An 18,368-nucleotide genomic window follows, 5' to 3' on the forward strand; every position below is an offset into this window, starting at 1 on the left:
CGTTCAGGTAAGGAGGTGATCCAACCGCAGGTTCCCCTACGGTTACCTTGTTACGACTTCACCCCAGTCATGAATCACAAAGTGGTAAGCGCCCTCCCGAGGGTTAAGCTACCTACTTCTTTTGCAACCCACTCCCATGGTGTGACGGGCGGTGTGTACAAGGCCCGGGAACGTATTCACCGTGGCGTTCTGATCCACGATTACTAGCGATTCCGACTTCACGGAGTCGAGTTGCAGACTCCGATCCGGACTACGACGCACTTTATGAGGTCCGCTTGCTCTCGCGAGGTCGCTTCTCTTTGTATGCGCCATTGTAGCACGTGTGTAGCCCTGGCCGTAAGGGCCATGATGACTTGACGTCATCCCCACCTTCCTCCGGTTTATCACCGGCAGTCTCCTTTGAGTTCCCGACCGAATCGCTGGCAACAAAGGATAAGGGTTGCGCTCGTTGCGGGACTTAACCCAACATTTCACAACACGAGCTGACGACAGCCATGCAGCACCTGTCTCACGGTTCCCGAAGGCACTTCCGCATCTCTGCAGAATTCCGTGGATGTCAAGGCCAGGTAAGGTTCTTCGCGTTGCATCGAATTAAACCACATGCTCCACCGCTTGTGCGGGCCCCCGTCAATTCATTTGAGTTTTAACCTTGCGGCCGTACTCCCCAGGCGGTCGACTTAACGCGTTAGCTCCGGAAGCCACGCCTCAAGGGCACAACCTCCAAGTCGACATCGTTTACGGCGTGGACTACCAGGGTATCTAATCCTGTTTGCTCCCCACGCTTTCGCACCTGAGCGTCAGTCTTCGTCCAGGGGGCCGCCTTCGCCACCGGTATTCCTCCAGATCTCTACGCATTTCACCGCTACACCTGGAATTCTACCCCCCTCTACGAGACTCAAGCCTGCCAGTTTCAAATGCAGTTCCCGGGTTGAGCCCGGGGATTTCACATCTGACTTAACAGACCGCCTGCGTGCGCTTTACGCCCAGTAATTCCGATTAACGCTTGCACCCTCCGTATTACCGCGGCTGCTGGCACGGAGTTAGCCGGTGCTTCTTCTGCGGGTAACGTCAATGACGAAGCGTATTAAGCCTCATCCCTTCCTCCCCGCTGAAAGTACTTTACAACCCGAAGGCCTTCTTCATACACGCGGCATGGCTGCATCAGGCTTGCGCCCATTGTGCAATATTCCCCACTGCTGCCTCCCGTAGGAGTCTGGACCGTGTCTCAGTTCCAGTGTGGCTGGTCATCCTCTCAGACCAGCTAGGGATCGTCGCCCAGGTAGGCCGTTACCCTGCCTGCTAGCTAATCCCATCTGGGTTCATCCGATGGTGTGAGGCCCGAAGGTCCCCCACTTTGGTCTTGCGACATTATGCGGTATTAGCCACCGTTTCCAGTGGTTATCCCCCTCCATCGGGCAGATCCCCAGACATTACTCACCCGTCCGCCACTCGCCACCCGGAAAGCAAGCTTTCCTGTGCTGCCGTTCGACTTGCATGTGTTAGGCCTGCCGCCAGCGTTCAATCTGAGCCATGATCAAACTCTTCAATTAAAAGCTTGATTTGCTTCAACTCGTGAAGCGATGCTCAAGGAAAAACGTCGTAATGAATTACGTGTTCACTCTTGAGACTTGATATTTTTTAAGCCCGGAGGCTCCGATATCAATCCTGCGAGTGCCCACACAGATTGTCTGATAAATTGTTAAAGAGCGGTGCGACGCGGCTCAGCCGTCTGTCGCGAGGTGGCGTATATTACGCTTTCCTCCTTCAGAGTCAACCCTTTTTTCAGGATTTTTCTCCGGCGGTTCAGCGGGCTGAACCTGCTGACCCGGCGGCCTGTATGCCGTTGTTCCGTGTCAGTGGAGGCGCATTATAGGCAGTTAATTCTGTCTGACAAGCGCTATTTTTAACTTTCTGCGTGAATGCTCATTTTACAAGCAAAACGACGCAATAACCAGCAAAAACGTACCAGACAGAGCAAAAAAACGGGCCCGCAGGCCCGTTATCGCTGGAGAAAATTACTGATGCGCCACAATGGCCCCGTCTTTTACATCCATTTCAATCGCTTTACCCGGGACCAGTACGCCGGAAAGCATCTGCTGAGCCAGCGGGTTTTCAATCTGCTGCTGTATCGCTCGTTTCAGTGGACGCGCACCATATACCGGATCGTAGCCGTTTTTAGCCAGCAACTGCAGCGCCTCGTCTGAAATATGAAGTGCAAAGCCGCGCTCCTCGAGACGGTTGTAAAGCCGCTGCAGCTGAATTTTGGCAATAGAAGCGATATGTTTCTCTCCTAACGGATGGAACACCACCACTTCATCGATACGGTTAACAAACTCTGGACGGAAATGACGACCTACCACGCTCATCACCATGTCCTTCATGGCTGGATAGTCCAGGTCACCAAAGCGTTCCTGAATCAGATCCGATCCCAGGTTAGAGGTCATGATAACCACGCTGTTGCGGAAATCCACTGTACGTCCCTGACCATCGGTCAGACGGCCATCATCCAGCACCTGCAGCAGAATATTGAACACATCAGGATGCGCTTTTTCTACCTCATCCAGCAGGATCACGGAATAAGGGCGACGGCGTACTGCTTCCGTCAGATAGCCTCCTTCCTCATAGCCGACATATCCCGGCGGTGCCCCCACCAGGCGCGAAACCGAATGTTTTTCCATAAACTCAGACATATCGATACGCACCATAGCGTCATCGCTGTCAAACAGGAAATTAGCCAGCGACTTACACAGCTCGGTTTTCCCTACCCCGGTCGGTCCCAGGAACAGGAACGAACCGATAGGACGATTGGGGTCGGCGAGACCAGCGCGGCTACGGCGAATCGCATTTGAGACCGCTTCTACCGCTTCATCCTGTCCGATCACCCGGCTGTGCAGCTCCTGTTCCATACGCAGTAGTTTATCCCGCTCCCCTTCCATCATGCGGGAGACCGGAATACCGGTCCAGCGCGCCAGCACATCGGCAATCTCAACATCTGTTACCCGGTTACGCAGCAGCTTCATGGTCTTGCCTTCAGACTGTGTTGCTGCCGCCAGCTGTTTTTCCAGCGCCGGAATTTCGCCGTATTGAAGTTCTGACATTTTGGCCAGATCGCCCACACGCCGCGCCTGTTCAAGAGAGAGGCGCGCCTGCTCCAGCTCAGCTTTGATATTCTGCGTGCCGGAAAGTGACGCTTTCTCAGCTTTCCACTCTTCTTCCAGCTCAGCGTATTCGCGCTCTTTCTGCTCCAGTTCGCTTTCCAGCATATCCAGACGTTTAATGCTGGCATCATCAGACTCTTTTTTCAGTGCCTGCTGCTCCAGTTTTAACTGAATAATGCGACGCTCAAGGCGGTCCAGCGGCTCGGGTTTCGAGTCGATTTGCAAACGGATACTGGAAGCGGCCTCATCGATCAGGTCGATAGCCTTATCGGGCAACTGACGATCGGCAATATAGCGATGCGACAGAGTGGCAGCGGCGACAATAGCCGGGTCCGTGATCTGCACATGATGATGCAGCTCATAACGCTCTTTTAACCCACGCAGAATCGCAATGGTATCTTCCACGCTCGGCTCGGCAACAAACACTTTCTGGAAACGACGTTCCAGCGCCGCATCTTTTTCAATGTACTGACGATACTCATCCAGGGTGGTCGCCCCAACACAATGCAGCTCGCCACGCGCCAGCGCGGGTTTCAACATATTACCCGCATCCATGGCGCCATCCGCTTTACCGGCTCCGACCATGGTATGGAGCTCATCGATAAACAGGATAACGTTACCTTCCTGCTTTGACAGATCGTTCAGTACGCCTTTCAGACGCTCTTCAAACTCACCACGATATTTCGCGCCCGCCACCAGTGCGCCCATGTCCAGCGCCAGCACGCGGCGGCCTTTCAGCCCCTCCGGCACTTCGCCATTGATAATGCGCTGCGCCAGTCCTTCCACAATAGCAGTTTTACCTACCCCGGGCTCACCGATCAGGACCGGGTTGTTTTTGGTGCGACGCTGCAGTACCTGAATAGTGCGACGGATCTCTTCATCACGCCCAATGACCGGGTCGAGTTTGCCCTGTTCAGCGCGTTCAGTGAGATCGATAGTGAATTTTTTTAAGGCCTGGCGCTGATCTTCAGCCCCCTGATCGTTCACGTTCTCTCCCCCACGCATTTGCTCAATAGCTCTGGTCACTTTTTCGCTGGTTGCGCCAGCGGATTTCAACAAGTCCGCCAGCGAACCGCGTGAATCCAGAGCCGCCAGCACAAAAAGTTCGGATGATATAAAGTTGTCGCCGCGCTTTTGCGCCAGTTTATCGCACAGGTTAAGCACTCGTACCAAATCGGCAGAGGGCTGAACGTCCCCTGCGGTGCCTTCAACCTGCGGAAGTCGATTGATTGCCTGCTCAAGGCCGCTGCGTAAGGCAGCTACATCAATACCGACAGAAGATAATAATGGACGTACCGTTCCCCCTTCCTGATTGAGTAGCGAGCTCATCAGATGCAAGGGTTCGATAAATTGGTTGTCGTGTCCCAGCGCGAGAGACTGAGCGTCGGCAAGGGCAAGCTGGAATTTATTAGTAAGACGATCCAGACGCATGATTCCTCCCATAACAGGTCAAGGTGCTACTGGAGATTAAAATGAGGTCATCCCTCAAATTTTCAAGGTTCCTGACCTGACAGAGAGAACAAAAAACGCACTGCCTGGATCGTCTTGGGAGCTAAGATTATATGAGCCAGATCAAACTTACCATACGCCCGGTAGTACCATCACGTCGGAAGGAGAAAAAATCATCACTTTCCGTGTAAGTACAACGCGGCGCAACGCTGATGGAATGAAGCCCGGTGGCCTGTAAGCGCTGGCGCGCCAGTTGCCAGATATCAGCGTAATATTTTTTACCTGCAGCACGAAATGCCTGCGCCGCCCGGGGATCCCGCGCCAGAAAAGCGTCACGCACTTCTGCGCCAACTTCAAAAGCGTCTGGCCCGATGGCCGGCCCTAGCCAGGCATAAATGTCCGCAGGCGGACAATGAAACTGCGCGATCGTCTGCTCCAGCACCCCGGCACACAGGCCGCGCCAGCCAGCATGCGCCGCAGCCACTTCCGTCCCATCCGCGGAGCAGAACAGCACCGGCAAACAGTCGGCCGTCATCACGGCACAGACGACTCCGCGTTCACTGGTGATCGCGCTGTCAGCACGTAAAGATGCGTGCTGAGAAGCGCTGAGCCTGGCGACGTCAACACCGTGCACCTGCTCAAGCCAGTGCGGCATCGCCGGTAGCTGCGCCATCTCCACCAGACGCTGTCGATTGGCCGCCACCGCAGCGGGATCATCCCCGACATGCGCACCAACATTCAGCGAGGCCCAGGAGGCCTGACTCACTCCACCGCTCCGGGTGGTCGAAAAGGCCCGCACAGTCGCCGGTGCAGGCCACTGCGGCGTAATCAACACACTCACATCCAGTCCAGCTGATCGCGGAATTCCTGAGTATCCGCTTTTAACGCGTCGATCAAATCGACCATATCCTGCGGCAGCGGCGCATGCCACTCCATTTCAATACCGGTAATGGGATGATAGAGTCGCAGCATGGTGGCATGCAGCGCCTGACGATCAAACGCACGCAGCGTCGCGATAAAATCGTCGGAAGCGCCTTTTGGCGGACGCGGGCGGCCACCGTAGAGCGGATCGCCCACCAGCGGATGGTTAATATGCGCCATATGTACGCGAATCTGGTGCGTACGCCCCGTTTCCAGACGCAAACGCAGGCGCGTATGAGCACGGAAGTGCTCCATGATGCGGTAATGGGTTACTGCAGGTTTGCCCATCGGATGCACGGCCATATGGGTACGTTTGGTAGAGTGACGCGCGATAGGCTCCTCTACCGTGCCGCCTGCCGTCATCGTGCCGATCGCCACCGCTTCATATTCACGGGTGATTTCACGCAGTTGCAGCGACTCCACCAGATGGGTTTGCGCCGGGACGGTTTTCGCCACCACCATCAGACCGGTGGTATCTTTATCGAGACGATGCACGATGCCCGCGCGCGGCACATCAGCAATGGCGGGATAGTGATAAAGCAGTGCGTTCAGCACAGTACCGTCAGGATTGCCGGCACCGGGATGCACCACCAGATCGCGCGGCTTGTTGATCACCAGAATATCGTCATCTTCATAAACGATATCCAGCACGATATTTTGCGCTTCCCAGCGTTGTTCTTCTTCGATTTCGGCGTTAATCGCCACCTGCTCACCGCCGAGCATTTTCTCTTTCGGTTTATCGATAATGATGCCGTTGACGCTGACGCGGCGCGCAAGGATCCACTCTTTTATGCGGGAACGTGAATAATCGGGGAACAATTCCGCCAAAATTTGATCTAAGCGTTGCCCGAGTTGTGCTTCGGATACTGTTGCGGTGAGTTGAACTTGTTGTGCCATAGACAGCTTCTTCGTTAACGTTGGGTTTTCACGGCGATGCCGTTTAATATAATGTGCTATCGTACCTGGTCATTACCGGGAGCTATACGGACAGCTTCCGCCATAACATTTTGAGGATAATCATTTCGTCATGACGCGTATGAAACATCTGGTGGCTGTCGCCACACTGAGCCTGGCCTTGCTGGGTTGCTCCGGCTCCCAGGATACCGTGCCGGACAGCCCGCCTTCTGAAATTTATGCCAATGCTCAGCAAAAGCTGCAGGACGGTAACTTTAAAGCCGCAATTAAGCAACTGGAAGCGCTGGATAACCGCTACCCGTTCGGCCCTTACTCCCAGCAGGTACAACTGGATTTAATCTACGCGTATTACAAAAATGCTGATCTGCCGTTGGCTCAGGCGGCGATTGCACGTTTCATGCGTCTTAATCCAACCCATCCGAACATTGACTATGTCATTTACATGAAAGGTCTGACGGATATGGCGCTGGATGACTCCGCACTGCAGGGCTTTTTCGGTATTGATCGTTCCGATCGCGATCCGACGCATGCCCGCGATGCTTTCCGCGATTTCTCTCAGCTGCTGCGCAGCTATCCGAACAGTCAGTATGCTGCCGATGCGCAGAAGCGTCTGGTCTATCTGAAGGATCGCCTGGCGAAGTATGAACTTTCCGTGGCGGAATTCTATACCAGACGCGGTGCCTATGTCGCGGTTGTTAACCGTGTGGAAGGCATGCTACGCGATTATCCGGATACCCAGGCCACCCGCGATGCGCTGCCGCTGATGGAAAATGCCTACCGTCAGCTGCAGTTAACGGGCGAAGCGGATAAAGTCGCGAAGATTATTGCGGCGAATAAAGCAGCCTGAACCAGAAGCGCAAAAATGGCAGTCAGTGACTGCCATTTTTTTGCCAGAATTCAGTCAGGTGAGAAACCACGCTGAGTTAACTTATCAACCTTGCCCTGTCCTGCCGCAGATTTCCAGTGATTCCTGTCACTTTTTGCATTTCTCTCACAAAGCATCGCTCTTGACAAAAACCGACCCTTTTTCATGATCTTGATCACAACTTTTACTGAATTGCACGTTATGCTGGTTCTACCAAGACGGAAATGACAGAGAGGTATGAATGATGATTCTGAACATTACCAGTAAGCAAATGGAAATCACTACCGCTATTCGTAATCATGTCGAAGACCGTCTCGCTAAGCTGGAGAAATGGCAAACCCATCTGATAAATCCCCATATTGTCCTTTCCCGTGAGCCTAAAGAATTTGTGGCTGACGCAACGATTAACACCCCGAACGGCACACTTTTCGCCAGCGCCAAACATGAAGATATGTACAGCGCCATCAATGAACTTATTACCAAGCTGGAGCGCCAGCTGAATAAAGTGCAGCACAAGGGTGAAGCGCGCCGCGCTACTGCCAGCGTCAAAGATTTCACGCCGGCAGACTGACGTCAGCCTCAGAGATAACGCGCCTGCGGGCGCGTTTTTTATTGACAGGATGAAATCAGTACGGTTACTCTCAAATCACGCTTTCACCGGACATTAACATGAAACTTCTGCCGTTTTTCTTCGCATTCTTTTTTACCTTCCCCTGAACGGGAGGCGATTCGTCATGTGAAAAGAAATGCGAAGACGAACAACAAAGCCTCCCACCGGGAGGCTTTTTTATTGGACCGTTTACAGGTGAGCCTTATGAATCCCGATAATCCATTACTGGCGCTGCGTGATAAAATCAGTGCTGTCGATGAGAAGTTACTGACGCTGTTAGCAGAGCGCCGCGCACTGGCGATTAACGTCGCTGAAGCGAAAATGGCCACGCACCGCCCTATTCGTGACGTGGAGCGCGAGCGGGCGCTGCTGGAGAATCTGATTACGCTTGGCCAGAAGCATAAGCTTGATGCGCACTACATTACCCGTCTCTTTCAGCTGATTATCGAAGACTCCGTTCTGACGCAGCAGGCGCTGCTGCAAAAAGATCTTAATCACACCCATGCACAGGCAGCACGTATCGCCTTTCTCGGCCCGAAAGGCTCCTATTCCCACCTGGCGGCACGCAAATATGCGGCGCGCCACTTCGACAATATGATTGAGTGCGGCTGCCAGAAATTTCAGGACATTATTCAGCAGGTAGAATCTGGTCAGGCAGATTACGCCGTGCTGCCGATTGAGAATACCAGTTCCGGCTCGATTAATGAGGTGTATGACTTACTGCAGCATACCCGTCTTTCAGTGATTGGCGAGATGACCATTCCCATCGAACATTGCGTACTGGTCGCCAGCAATACGGACCTGCAACAGATCGAAACGGTTTACAGCCATCCCCAGCCTTTCCAGCAGTGCAGCCAGTTTATTAACCGCTTCCCGCACTGGAAAATCGAATATACCGAAAGTACCGCAGCGGCAATGGAAACTGTCGCGGCGCTCAATTCCCCGAAAGCCGCGGCCCTCGGCAGCGAGGCCGGCGGTGAGCTTTATCAGCTTCAGGTGCTGGAGCGCAACCTTGCCAATCAACAGCAGAACATTACCCGTTTCATTATTCTTGCGCGTAAGCCGGTCAATGTCTCCGATCAGGTTCCGGCCAAAACCACGCTGATTCTGGCCACCGGTCAGCAGGCGGGCGCTCTGGTTGAGGCGCTGCTGGTGCTGCGTAAACATAATCTGATTATGAGCAAGCTGGAGTCGCGTCCTATCAACGGCAATCCGTGGGAAGAGATGTTCTACATTGATGTTCAGGGTAATCTGCGTTCAGAGAGTATGCAGCAGGCGCTGCAGGAGCTGAGTGAGTTGACGCGCTCACTGAAAGTGCTGGGCTGTTATCCGAGCGAAAATGTCGTGCCGGTGGAACCGCGCTGAGCAAACAAAAAGGCATCCCGCAGGATGCCTTTTTTTTCAGGGTCGGCTGTCGTTTGCCGAACGCAGCAAGCTGCGGCTCTCCAGCAGGAAACGTTTGGCGTAATCACCAAACCAGTGTTCGACGCGCCGGAAGCTGTCGATAAAGGCCTGTTTGTCCCCCTGCTCCAGCAGTGTAATCGCCTCACCAAACCGCTGATAGTAGCGCTTGATCAGTGCCAGATTATTCCCGGATGACATAATGATATCTGCATAAAGCTGAGGATCCTGAGCAAACAGTCGTCCGACCATAGCCAGCTCAAGCCGGTAAATCGGCGATGAAAGGGCTAACAGCTGTTCCAGATTGACGTTCTCTTCTGCCAGATGCAGACCATAAGCAAAAGTGGCGAAATGGCGTAGCGCCTGAATAAAGGCCATATTCTGATCATGCTCTACCGCGCTGATACGATGCAAGCGCGCGCCCCAGACCTGAATCTGCTCCAGAAACCATTGGTAGGCTTCAGGCTGACGTCCGTCACACCAGACCACCACTTGTTTAGCCAGGCTACCGCTGTCAGGCCCAAACATCGGGTGTAGTCCCAGCACCGGTCCCGGATGCGCAGCCAGCATCGCCTGTAATGGACGGCTCTTCACCGAGGCGAGATCCACCAGAATACAATCCGCTGGCAACGGAGGCAGCTGAGCAATCACTTGCTCGGTGAGATGAATAGGCACGCTGATGATCACCATACCCGCATCACTTAACAGCGACGCCGCATGAGGCCAGTCATCTTTATCCAGAATACTGACCTGATAGCCGGAAAGGGTGAGCATTTTTTCAAACAGGCGTCCCATCTGCCCTTTCCCGCCAACGATCACGATCGGACGCATGGTCGGACAGAGAGTTTTAAAGCCTTTGTCGTTTTCGCTGGAGTAGGATTCACGCATCACGCGCCGCAGCACGTCCTCGATTAAATCGGGGGGAACGCCCAGCGCTTCCGCCTCTTTACGTCGTGACGCCAGCATGGATGCTTCGCGCTCCGGCACATAAATCGGCAGACCGTAGCGACTTTTTACTTCACCGACTTCAGCCACCAGGGCAAGGCGCTGCGCCAGCAGATCAAGCAGCGCCTTATCAACATTATCAATTTGATCGCGTAGCGCGGTCAGTTCAGCCACCATTGTTTCTTACACCTCGTGTGACAGACGCGCCGACAGTACTCCCTGCAGATCCTGATGAATCTCACGCAGCAAGCTTTCCGTGGTATCCCAGTTAATGCAGGCATCGGTCACGGAAACGCCATAAGCCATTTCGCTACGCGGTTGTTCTGAAGACTGGTTGCCCTCGTGGAGGTGGCTTTCCAGCATCAGACCAATAATAGAGCGATTGCCATCTTTGATCTGGGCGATAGCCGATTCGGCCACGCCGGGCTGACGACGGTAGTCTTTATTAGAATTGCCATGGCTGCAATCTATCATTAAGGCCGGGCGCAGTCCCGCTTTCAGCATCTCTTTTTCACACTGCGCCACATCTTCCGGTCCGTAGTTAGGCGCTTTGCCACCGCGCAGTATCACATGTCCGTGAGGATTCCCCTGCGTTTGTAGCAGGCAAACCTGTCCTGCCTGATTGATACCCATAAAACGGTGCGGCATCGCGGCGGCACGCATGGCATTGATGGCAGTGCCGAGACTACCATCGGTGCCGTTTTTAAAGCCCACCGGCATCGACAGCCCGGAGGCCATTTCACGGTGGGTCTGAGATTCAGTGGTACGCGCGCCGATCGCGGACCAGCTAAAGAGATCGCCCAGATATTGCGGGCTGTTGGGATCCAGCGCTTCAGTGGCTAACGGCAGTCCCATTTCCACCAGACTGACCAGCAGCTCACGAGCAATATGCAGCCCCGCTTCCAGATCAAACGAGTTGTCCATGTACGGATCGTTAATCAGCCCTTTCCAGCCCACGGTGGTACGGGGTTTTTCAAAATAGACGCGCATTACGATATAGAGCCGATCCTGTACCTGCTCAGAAAGTGTTTTCAGACGACGCGCATAATCAAGAGCCGCTTCCGTATCGTGAATCGAACAGGGACCGCAGACCACCAGCAGACGCGGATCGCGTCCGGCGATAATGTCAGAAATCGTCCGGCGGGAAGCGGCAATCTGCGCTTCCTGCTGTGCAGAGAGCGGGAATTTCGCTTTCAGCTCTTCCGGGGTAATTAAGATTTGTTCTTCGGCGATATGGACATTATTCAGCGCGTCTTTTTGCATGATGGCGATCCTGTTTACTCGTATATGCGTTCGTCAGATCCTCAGTGAGGTTGCAACATACTTTACCATAAAGCGTAAAGCCTGCAATCCGCAAATGTACACCTTTATTACCACATATAAAATTCAGGGAGAGATAAAATCAATAAATAGTTAATAATCAATAATTTGTATATAATTTTTTAATTCTATCGATCACTTTGAAGTGTAAAATTAACTTTACGTTATTGTGATTTTATTGCCAGCAGGAAACTTGTTACTCTGATCTTCAACTCTTTTTCCCGCAGGTCAGAACATGCCGACAGAAAAAACGTTTATTCAGTTACGGCCCTACACACTGGATGACATCCCCGCTTTCACCCAGGCGGTCAATGCATCTCTGGATACGCTGCTTCCGTGGATGGTCTGGGCGCATCAGGATTATCGTGAGGAAGAAGCGGAAAGCTGGATCCGTTTTACCGAATGGCAGCGTAACGCGGGCACGGCGGAAGAGTTTGCCATTGTGGATCAGCAACAGCGCCTGTTGGGCGGTGCCGGGATTCGCTTTGCGCGTAACCGGGCGGATGTTAGCGCTATCGGCTATTGGGTTCGCAGCGACGCGCAACGTCAGGGTATTGCCACTCAGGCGGTCGCGCAGCTGGTTAAGCTGGGGTTTCAGCGTCCGGACGTCGACGTCATTGAAATTCTGGCGGCAGAAGAGAATCGGGCCAGCCGTGCCGTCGCTGAACGCAGCGGCGCCCGGTTTATTGGCTGTCGTTACGGAATGATTATTCTTGCCAGTGGCCCGGTGAATACGGCGATTTATCATCTTCATCGTGACCAGCGCCCTTGCTGCACGGATTAAGCCCTGGCGGCGTTGTTTGCACCCCCGGGGGTGTACCAAAAACCTTAAAAAGCAGTCTCTGCCTGTTCCGTAAGATTCAATAAGGCAGAGCCAAATCTTATTGATGACTACGCCCGCAGAACGTGGTTTTAAGCTGGCAATAAAAAAAGGGGGCTGGCTCGCGCCAACCCCCTGATCGATTAACTTTCAGATGTCGCGTTAGCGATACCTTAGTTAAGACGCTCTTTGATACGAGCAGCCTTACCAGTACGCTCACGCAGGTAGTACAGTTTGGCTTTACGCACGGCACCACGACGTTTAACGGTAATGCTGTCGATTACCGGTGAGTGAGTCTGGAAGACACGCTCAACACCTTCGCCGTTAGAAATTTTGCGAACAGTGAATGCAGAGTGCAGACCGCGGTTACGAATAGCGATAACCACGCCCTCGAATGCCTGCAGACGTTTTTTAGAACCTTCAACGACCCATACTTTCACTTCCACGGTATCACCCGGACGGAAGGAAGGTACGTCCTGTTTCATCTGTTCTTGTTCAAGTTGCTTGATAATGTTGCTCATAATAAATCTCTTATCCTGGGTAAACTGATATTTAAGGAAGATTACTCTTCCGCATCATCGTTTTGTTGCTGTTGATGTTCACGCTGGAACTCGCTCAGCAACCTTGCTTGCTCTTCAGTCAGAGCCAGGTTTTCCAGAAGTTCAGGTCTTCTCAGCCAGGTACGGCCCAGCGACTGTTTCAGGCGCCAGCGGCGAATATCAGCATGGTTTCCTGACAGGAGTACTGCCGGAACTTCCATACCCTCTAACACTTCAGGTCGGGTGTAGTGTGGACAATCCAGCAAACCATCCGAGAACGAATCCTCTTCGGCTGACGCCTGTTTCCCCAGTACGCCGGGAATAAACCGGGCGACAGAGTCAATCAGCGTCATGGCTGGCAGTTCCCCACCGCTGAGCACGTAATCACCGATTGACCACTCTTCGTCAATTTCGGTTTTGATTAAGCGCTCATCGATCCCTTCATAACGTCCACACACCAGAATCAGCTTCTGGCTGGTCGCCAGTTCGCAAACGCCCTGTTGGTCAAGTTTGCGTCCCTGAGGTGAAAGATAAATCACCTTCGCGCCTTCTCCTGCCGCCGCTTTCGCTGCGTGGATGGCGTCCCGTAAGGGTTGTACCATCATCAGCATTCCCGGTCCGCCGCCGTAAGGTCGATCGTCTACGGTACGGTGCCGATCATGCGTGAAGTCACGAGGACTCCAGCTCTGAATGCTGAGCAGGCCGTTTTTTACTGCCCGGCCGGTTACCCCGTAATCGGTAATTGCGCGAAACATCTCTGGAAAAAGGCTAATAACACCAATCCACATTGCGTTCGCCGTTGCGTTACCGTCTTGTCCGGAGATCAAAAACCAGGATCCCAATCGACTTCAATCAAGGCCGCATTGAGATCGACTTTCTTGATAACCTGTTCATCAAGAAACGGAATTAACCGCTCCTGCACACCGAATGCATCCTTCAGGTTTGCCTTAACGACTAACACGTCGTTCGAGCCGGTTTCCATCAAATCAATGACTTTCCCCATCTCATAGCCGTCGAGGTTCACTACCTTGCAACCAATCAGGTCTTTCCAGTAGTAATCGCCCTCTTCCAGCCCAGGCAGCTGCGTCGAATCCACCACAATTTCGCAATTGGTCAATTGGGCCGCCGCATCCCGATCGTCAACGCCTTTCACCTTGATGATCAGATCCTGATTGTGGTGCTTCCAGCCTTCCAGTTCGACCTGCCGCCAGCGACCGGCGTGCTGGATGAACCAGGGCTGATAGTCAAAAATGCTATCGGCATTTTCGGTGGAGGAAAACACTTTGAGCCAGCCCCGAATGCCGTAAGCGGCCCCCATTTTGCCCAGAACCACAGGCTTTACGGGAGGCTGTGCGGCAAGTTGTCTGCTCATGCTCACCACCGTGACAGATTAAGCTGCTTTTTTAGCTTCTTTGATCAGCGCGTTAACGCGATCAGAAAGCGTTGCGCCCTGGCCAACCCAGTGCTCAATACGGTCCAGGTCCAGACGCAGACCTTCAGCCTGACCAGATGCGAGCGGGTTGAAGAAACCTACGCGCTCAATGAAACGACCATTACGCGCATTGCGGCTGTCTGTAACAACAACCTGATAAAACGGACGCTTTTTCGCGCCGTGACGTGCCAAACGAATTGTTACCATAACATCCTCTTCAGTTAATAAAACAACCGGGCCCCATCGAGGAACGGGGCCCGGGTGTCATATAAAAAGCCCGAAAATTTTACTCATTTTGGCGCAAAAAGCAACCTGAGAGCGCAACCTTTCGGGCTTTTATTGTATATCGGCTTAACGCCCCGGGAATCCGGGTGGCATCATGCCTTTCATATTGCGCATCATCTTCGCCATGCCGCCCTTCTTCATCTTCTTCATCATGCGCTGCATGTCGTCGAACTGCTTCAACAGGCGGTTAACGTCCTGCACCTGCATGCCCGAACCGGCGGCGATGCGGCGCTTGCGCGAACCTTTAATGATTTCCGGCTTCTCACGCTCTTTGCGCGTCATGGAGTTGATGATGGCTTCCATACGCACCAGCACCTTGTCATCCATCTGCGACTTCACGTTATCCGGCAGCTGTCCCATACCGGGTAGCTTGCCCATCAGGCTGGCCATACCGCCCATGTTGCGCATCTGCTTCAGCTGCTCAAGGAAGTCATTCAGGTCAAAGCCGTCACCGGTTTTTAACTTCTTCGCCAGCTTCTCTGCCTGCTCGCGGTCAACTTTGCTTTCAATATCTTCAATCAGCGACAGAACGTCGCCCATGCCGAGGATACGGGAAGCGATGCGATCGGGGTAGAAAGGCTCCAGCGCCTCGGTTTTCTCACCGACGCCCATAAACTTAATCGGCTTGCCGGTGATGTGACGAATCGAGAGCGCGGCACCACCACGCGCATCACCATCTACCTTGGTCAGGATAACACCGGTCAGCGGCAAGGCTTCGTTAAAGGCTTTTGCCGTATTGGCCGCATCCTGGCCGGTCATGGCGTCTACCACAAACAGGGTTTCTACCGGATTAATGGCAGCATGGACCTGTTTGATTTCATCCATCATCGCTTCATCGACATGCAGACGACCGGCGGTATCCACCAGCAGCACATCGTAAAATTGTAACTTTGCCTCTTTCAGCGCATTTGTCACAATGTCGACCGGTTTCTGGCTGACATCCGAAGGACAGAAATCGACGCCTACCTGCTGCGCCAGGGTTTCCAGCTGGCGAATCGCCGCCGGGCGATAGACGTCAGCCGATACCACCAGCACTTTTTTCTTGTGCTTTTCGCGCAGGAACTTACCCAGCTTACCGACGCTGGTGGTTTTACCCGCACCCTGCAGGCCCGCCATCAGCACTACCGCTGGCGGCTGGGCAGCCAGGTTCAGCGCATTATTTTCTGCGCCCATCGCCTCAACCAGTTCGTTGCGGACGATTTTGATGAACTCCTGGCCGGGCGTCAGGCTTTTATTGACATCCTGCCCTACCGCGCGCTCTTTCACGCGATTGATAAACTCGCGCACTACCGGCAGCGCTACGTCCGCTTCCAGTAAGGCCATGCGGACTTCGCGCAGCGTATCCTTGATGTTATCTTCGGTCAGCCTTCCGCGGCCGCTGATATTACGCAGGGTTTGCGACAAACGATCGGTTAAATTATCAAACATTGTCTCTCACTCAGAAAAAAGAGAGGCCGCCCGTGCGACACAATGCTGCGGATTATAACACGAAGTGTTGTGGATCTCTGCAATTGCCCGTGAGATCGTTTGGAGCAACACCGCGCTGGCGCTATACTGCTTTTCCCTTATCTGACCGATACCTGACACGATTTATGTCTGTTTTTGCGATAGTGGCCCTGTTTGCCTACTCCCTGAGCCTGGCGGTAATTATTCCCAGTCTGTTGAAACGTAACAGTGGCTGGCGGCGGTTAGCTGTGCTTTCCGCCTGTGTAGCGCTGGCATCTCATGCCGTTGCACTGCAACAACGTATCTTCGCCATCGATAGCGGGCAGAACCTCAGTTTGTTGAATATCGGCTCACTGGTAAGCCTGCTGATTTGTGCCATCATGACCATAGTGGCGTCACGCAATCGCGGCTGGCTGCTGTTGCCGATCGTGTATAGTTTTGCCCTGATCAACCTGGCTTTTGCCACCTTTGTGCCGAACGCTTTTATTACTCACCTGGAAACTACGCCAGGCATGATGATTCATATTGGCCTGTCGCTGTTTGCATACGCCACGCTGATTATCGCCGCGCTCTATGCCTTACAGCTGGCCTGGATTGATTATCAGCTGAAAAACAAAAAGCTGGTGTTTACCCAGGATATGCCGCCGCTGCTGAGTATTGAACGCAAAATGTTTCATATCACCCAGGTCGGCGTGGTGCTGCTGACGCTGGTGCTCTTTACCGGCCTGTTCTATATGCAGAATCTGTTCAGTGCCGAAAATATGGATAAAGCGGTGCTGTCGATCGCAGCCTGGATTGTCTACCTGGTGTTGCTCTGGGGTCATTACCGCCAGGGCTGGCGCGGACGACGCGTGGTGTGGTTTAACTGCGGTGGCGCGTTGCTGCTGACCATGGCCTACTTTGGCAGCCGCGTGCTGCAGCATCTGCTTATCAACCCCTCTCATTAAAAAGGAAGTTCTGCGTTGGAACATGTTTCAACCACCACACTGATCGTCATCCTGGTCATTATGGTCCTGGTTTCTGCTTATTTCTCCGGTTCAGAAACCGGCATGATGACCCTTAACCGCTACAAGTTGCGTCATCAGGCCAAAAGCGGCAATCGCAGCGCGCGCCGGGTCGAAAAACTGTTACGCCGCCCCGACCGCCTGATTAGTCTGGTGTTGATTGGCAATAACCTGGTAAATATTCTCGCCTCCTCGCTGGCCACCATTGTCGGCATGCGTCTGTACGGGAACGCTGGCGTGGCTATCGCGACGGGCGTACTGACGTTTGTGATCCTGGTGTTTGCCGAGGTACTCCCGAAAACCATCGCGGCGCTGTATCCGGAAAGAGTGGCCTATCCCAGTAGTTTCTTACTGGTTCCGTTGCAATACGTGATGTTGCCCCTGGTCTGGCTGCTGAATACTATTACGCGCCTGCTGATGCGCATGATAGGCATCAAAGCCGACAGCTCGGTGAATCCTGCTTTAAGCAAAGAAGAGCTGCGTACCATCGTCTATGAATCCCGCAATCTGATATCGCGTCGCAATCAGGATATGTTGCTTTCCGTGCTGGACCTGGAGAAGGTGAACGTGGATGACATCATGGTGCCGCGTAATGAGATTGTGGGCATTAACATCAACGATGAATGGAAATCGATCCTGCGTCAGCTCAGCCACTCCCCTCACGGTCGTATCGTGCTGTTCCGTGATTCGCTGGATGATACTGTGGGTATGCTGCGCGTGCGCGAAGCCTGGCGCATGATGACAGAGAAAAATGATTTCAACAAAGAAACCCTGCTGCGCGCTGCCGATGAGATCTACTACGTGCCGGAAGGGACGCCGCTCAATGTGCAGCTGGTGAAATTTCAGCGCAACAAGAAAAAAGTCGGCGTGGTGGTCGATGAGTATGGCGATATCAAAGGGCTGGTCACCATTGAGGATATCCTGGAAGAGATCGTGGGTGACTTTACCACTTCAATGTCTCCGTCGCTGGCAGAAGAGGTGCTGCCGCAGAATGACGGCTCTGTGTTGATTGAGGGCGGCGCCAACGTGCGTGAAATCAATAAAGCCTTTAACTGGACGCTGCCGGAAGAAGAAGCGCGCACCATTAACGGCATGCTGATGGAAGTGCTGCAGGAGATCCCGAAAATTGATACCCGCATTCAGATCGGCAACTACAGCGTGGATATTCTCGATGTCCAGGACAATATGGTGAAGCAGGTCAGAATTACGCCGCATATCCCGCTCAAAGCCTCAGTCGGATCCTGACCCCCTCCGGCAA

General features: G+C 53.4%; 17 protein-coding genes, 1 rRNA gene and 1 other annotated feature. Of the genes, 7 read left to right on the forward strand and 11 right to left on the reverse strand.

Annotated elements, in window-relative coordinates; genetic code table 11:
- Positions 1-8: 8 nt before the first annotated feature.
- The 4 genes from E0E17_RS02585 to rluD all read right to left on the reverse strand — a co-directional run bounded on the left by E0E17_RS02585 (position 9) and on the right by rluD (position 6,425).
- Positions 9-1,550 (reverse strand): 16S ribosomal RNA (locus E0E17_RS02585).
- 465 nt (positions 1,551-2,015) lie between these two features.
- Complete coding sequence (clpB, locus tag E0E17_RS02595) at positions 2,016-4,589, reverse strand: ATP-dependent chaperone ClpB (RefSeq protein ID WP_130831247.1); 2,574 nt, start codon at positions 4,587-4,589, stop codon at positions 2,016-2,018.
- Positions 4,590-4,716: 127 nt separating this feature from the next.
- A complete protein-coding gene (yfiH, locus tag E0E17_RS02600; RefSeq protein ID WP_130831249.1) occupies positions 4,717-5,448 on the reverse strand; it encodes a purine nucleoside phosphorylase YfiH in 732 nt (243 codons plus the stop codon).
- The gene (gene rluD, locus E0E17_RS02605; RefSeq protein WP_130831251.1) at positions 5,445-6,425 is read right to left on the reverse strand and encodes a 23S rRNA pseudouridine(1911/1915/1917) synthase RluD; all 981 of its coding nucleotides are present in this window, start codon (positions 6,423-6,425) and stop codon (positions 5,445-5,447) included. The genes yfiH and rluD overlap by 4 nt, the downstream gene beginning before the upstream one ends.
- A 130-nt stretch (positions 6,426-6,555) precedes the next feature.
- On the opposite strand from rluD, the gene bamD reads away from it, so the two are divergent.
- The 4 genes from bamD to pheA all read left to right on the forward strand — a co-directional run bounded on the left by bamD (position 6,556) and on the right by pheA (position 9,283).
- Complete coding sequence (gene bamD / locus E0E17_RS02610) at positions 6,556-7,290, forward strand: outer membrane protein assembly factor BamD (protein ID WP_130831253.1); 735 nt, start codon at positions 6,556-6,558, stop codon at positions 7,288-7,290.
- Positions 7,291-7,552: 262 nt separating this feature from the next.
- Positions 7,553-7,879 (forward strand): ribosome-associated translation inhibitor RaiA, encoded by a 327-nt coding sequence (gene raiA / locus E0E17_RS02615; protein ID WP_130835442.1) that lies wholly within the window; start codon positions 7,553-7,555, stop codon positions 7,877-7,879.
- Between the two features lie 97 nt (positions 7,880-7,976).
- Positions 7,977-8,100, forward strand: a sequence feature (Phe leader region).
- Positions 7,978-8,025 carry a pheA operon leader peptide PheL gene (gene pheL / locus E0E17_RS02620; protein WP_121497579.1) on the forward strand — a complete coding sequence of 16 codons (48 nt, stop codon included), beginning with the start codon at positions 7,978-7,980 and terminating at the stop codon, positions 8,023-8,025. It overlaps the preceding feature by 48 nt.
- A 22-nt stretch (positions 8,101-8,122) precedes the next feature.
- On the forward strand, positions 8,123-9,283 hold the full coding sequence (pheA, locus tag E0E17_RS02625; protein ID WP_130831254.1) for a bifunctional chorismate mutase/prephenate dehydratase: 1,161 nt from the start codon (positions 8,123-8,125) through the stop codon (positions 9,281-9,283).
- A 36-nt stretch (positions 9,284-9,319) separates the two neighbouring features.
- On the opposite strand, the gene tyrA is transcribed toward pheA, so the two are convergent.
- A complete protein-coding gene (gene tyrA, locus E0E17_RS02630; RefSeq protein ID WP_130831255.1) occupies positions 9,320-10,441 on the reverse strand; it encodes a bifunctional chorismate mutase/prephenate dehydrogenase in 1,122 nt (373 codons plus the stop codon).
- 6 nt (positions 10,442-10,447) lie between these two features.
- A complete protein-coding gene (locus tag E0E17_RS02635) occupies positions 10,448-11,527 on the reverse strand; it encodes a 3-deoxy-7-phosphoheptulonate synthase (RefSeq protein WP_130831257.1) in 1,080 nt (359 codons plus the stop codon).
- Positions 11,528-11,819: 292 nt separating this feature from the next.
- Between E0E17_RS02635 and E0E17_RS02640 the strand changes: the two genes are divergently transcribed.
- A complete protein-coding gene (locus tag E0E17_RS02640; protein ID WP_130831259.1) occupies positions 11,820-12,368 on the forward strand; it encodes a GNAT family N-acetyltransferase in 549 nt (182 codons plus the stop codon).
- A 209-nt stretch (positions 12,369-12,577) separates the two neighbouring features.
- Here E0E17_RS02640 and rplS read toward each other — a convergent pair whose 3' ends face one another.
- The 5 genes from rplS to ffh form a co-directional block, all read right to left on the reverse strand.
- Positions 12,578-12,925 (reverse strand): 50S ribosomal protein L19, encoded by a 348-nt coding sequence (gene rplS / locus E0E17_RS02645; RefSeq protein ID WP_130831261.1) that lies wholly within the window; start codon positions 12,923-12,925, stop codon positions 12,578-12,580.
- 41 nt (positions 12,926-12,966) lie between these two features.
- A complete protein-coding gene (gene trmD, locus E0E17_RS02650) occupies positions 12,967-13,731 on the reverse strand; it encodes a tRNA (guanosine(37)-N1)-methyltransferase TrmD (RefSeq protein ID WP_207302035.1) in 765 nt (254 codons plus the stop codon).
- A 35-nt stretch (positions 13,732-13,766) separates the two neighbouring features.
- Positions 13,767-14,315, reverse strand: coding sequence for a ribosome maturation factor RimM (rimM, locus tag E0E17_RS02655; protein ID WP_130831265.1), 549 nt, complete (start codon positions 14,313-14,315; stop codon positions 13,767-13,769).
- Between the two features lie 18 nt (positions 14,316-14,333).
- Complete coding sequence (gene rpsP, locus E0E17_RS02660) at positions 14,334-14,582, reverse strand: 30S ribosomal protein S16 (protein ID WP_130831267.1); 249 nt, start codon at positions 14,580-14,582, stop codon at positions 14,334-14,336.
- Positions 14,583-14,726: 144 nt separating this feature from the next.
- On the reverse strand, positions 14,727-16,088 hold the full coding sequence (gene ffh, locus E0E17_RS02665; RefSeq protein ID WP_130831269.1) for a signal recognition particle protein: 1,362 nt from the start codon (positions 16,086-16,088) through the stop codon (positions 14,727-14,729).
- Positions 16,089-16,252: 164 nt separating this feature from the next.
- On the opposite strand from ffh, the gene E0E17_RS02670 reads away from it, so the two are divergent.
- A complete protein-coding gene (locus E0E17_RS02670) occupies positions 16,253-17,053 on the forward strand; it encodes a cytochrome C assembly family protein (protein WP_130831271.1) in 801 nt (266 codons plus the stop codon).
- A gap of 15 nt (positions 17,054-17,068) precedes the next feature.
- A complete protein-coding gene (locus E0E17_RS02675) occupies positions 17,069-18,355 on the forward strand; it encodes an HlyC/CorC family transporter (protein ID WP_130831273.1) in 1,287 nt (428 codons plus the stop codon).
- The last annotated feature ends 13 nt before the right edge of the window (positions 18,356-18,368 follow it).

The sequence above is a fragment of the [Erwinia] mediterraneensis genome (assembly GCF_900604315.1).
Lineage (GTDB): Bacteria > Pseudomonadota > Gammaproteobacteria > Enterobacterales > Enterobacteriaceae > Pantoea > Pantoea mediterraneensis_A.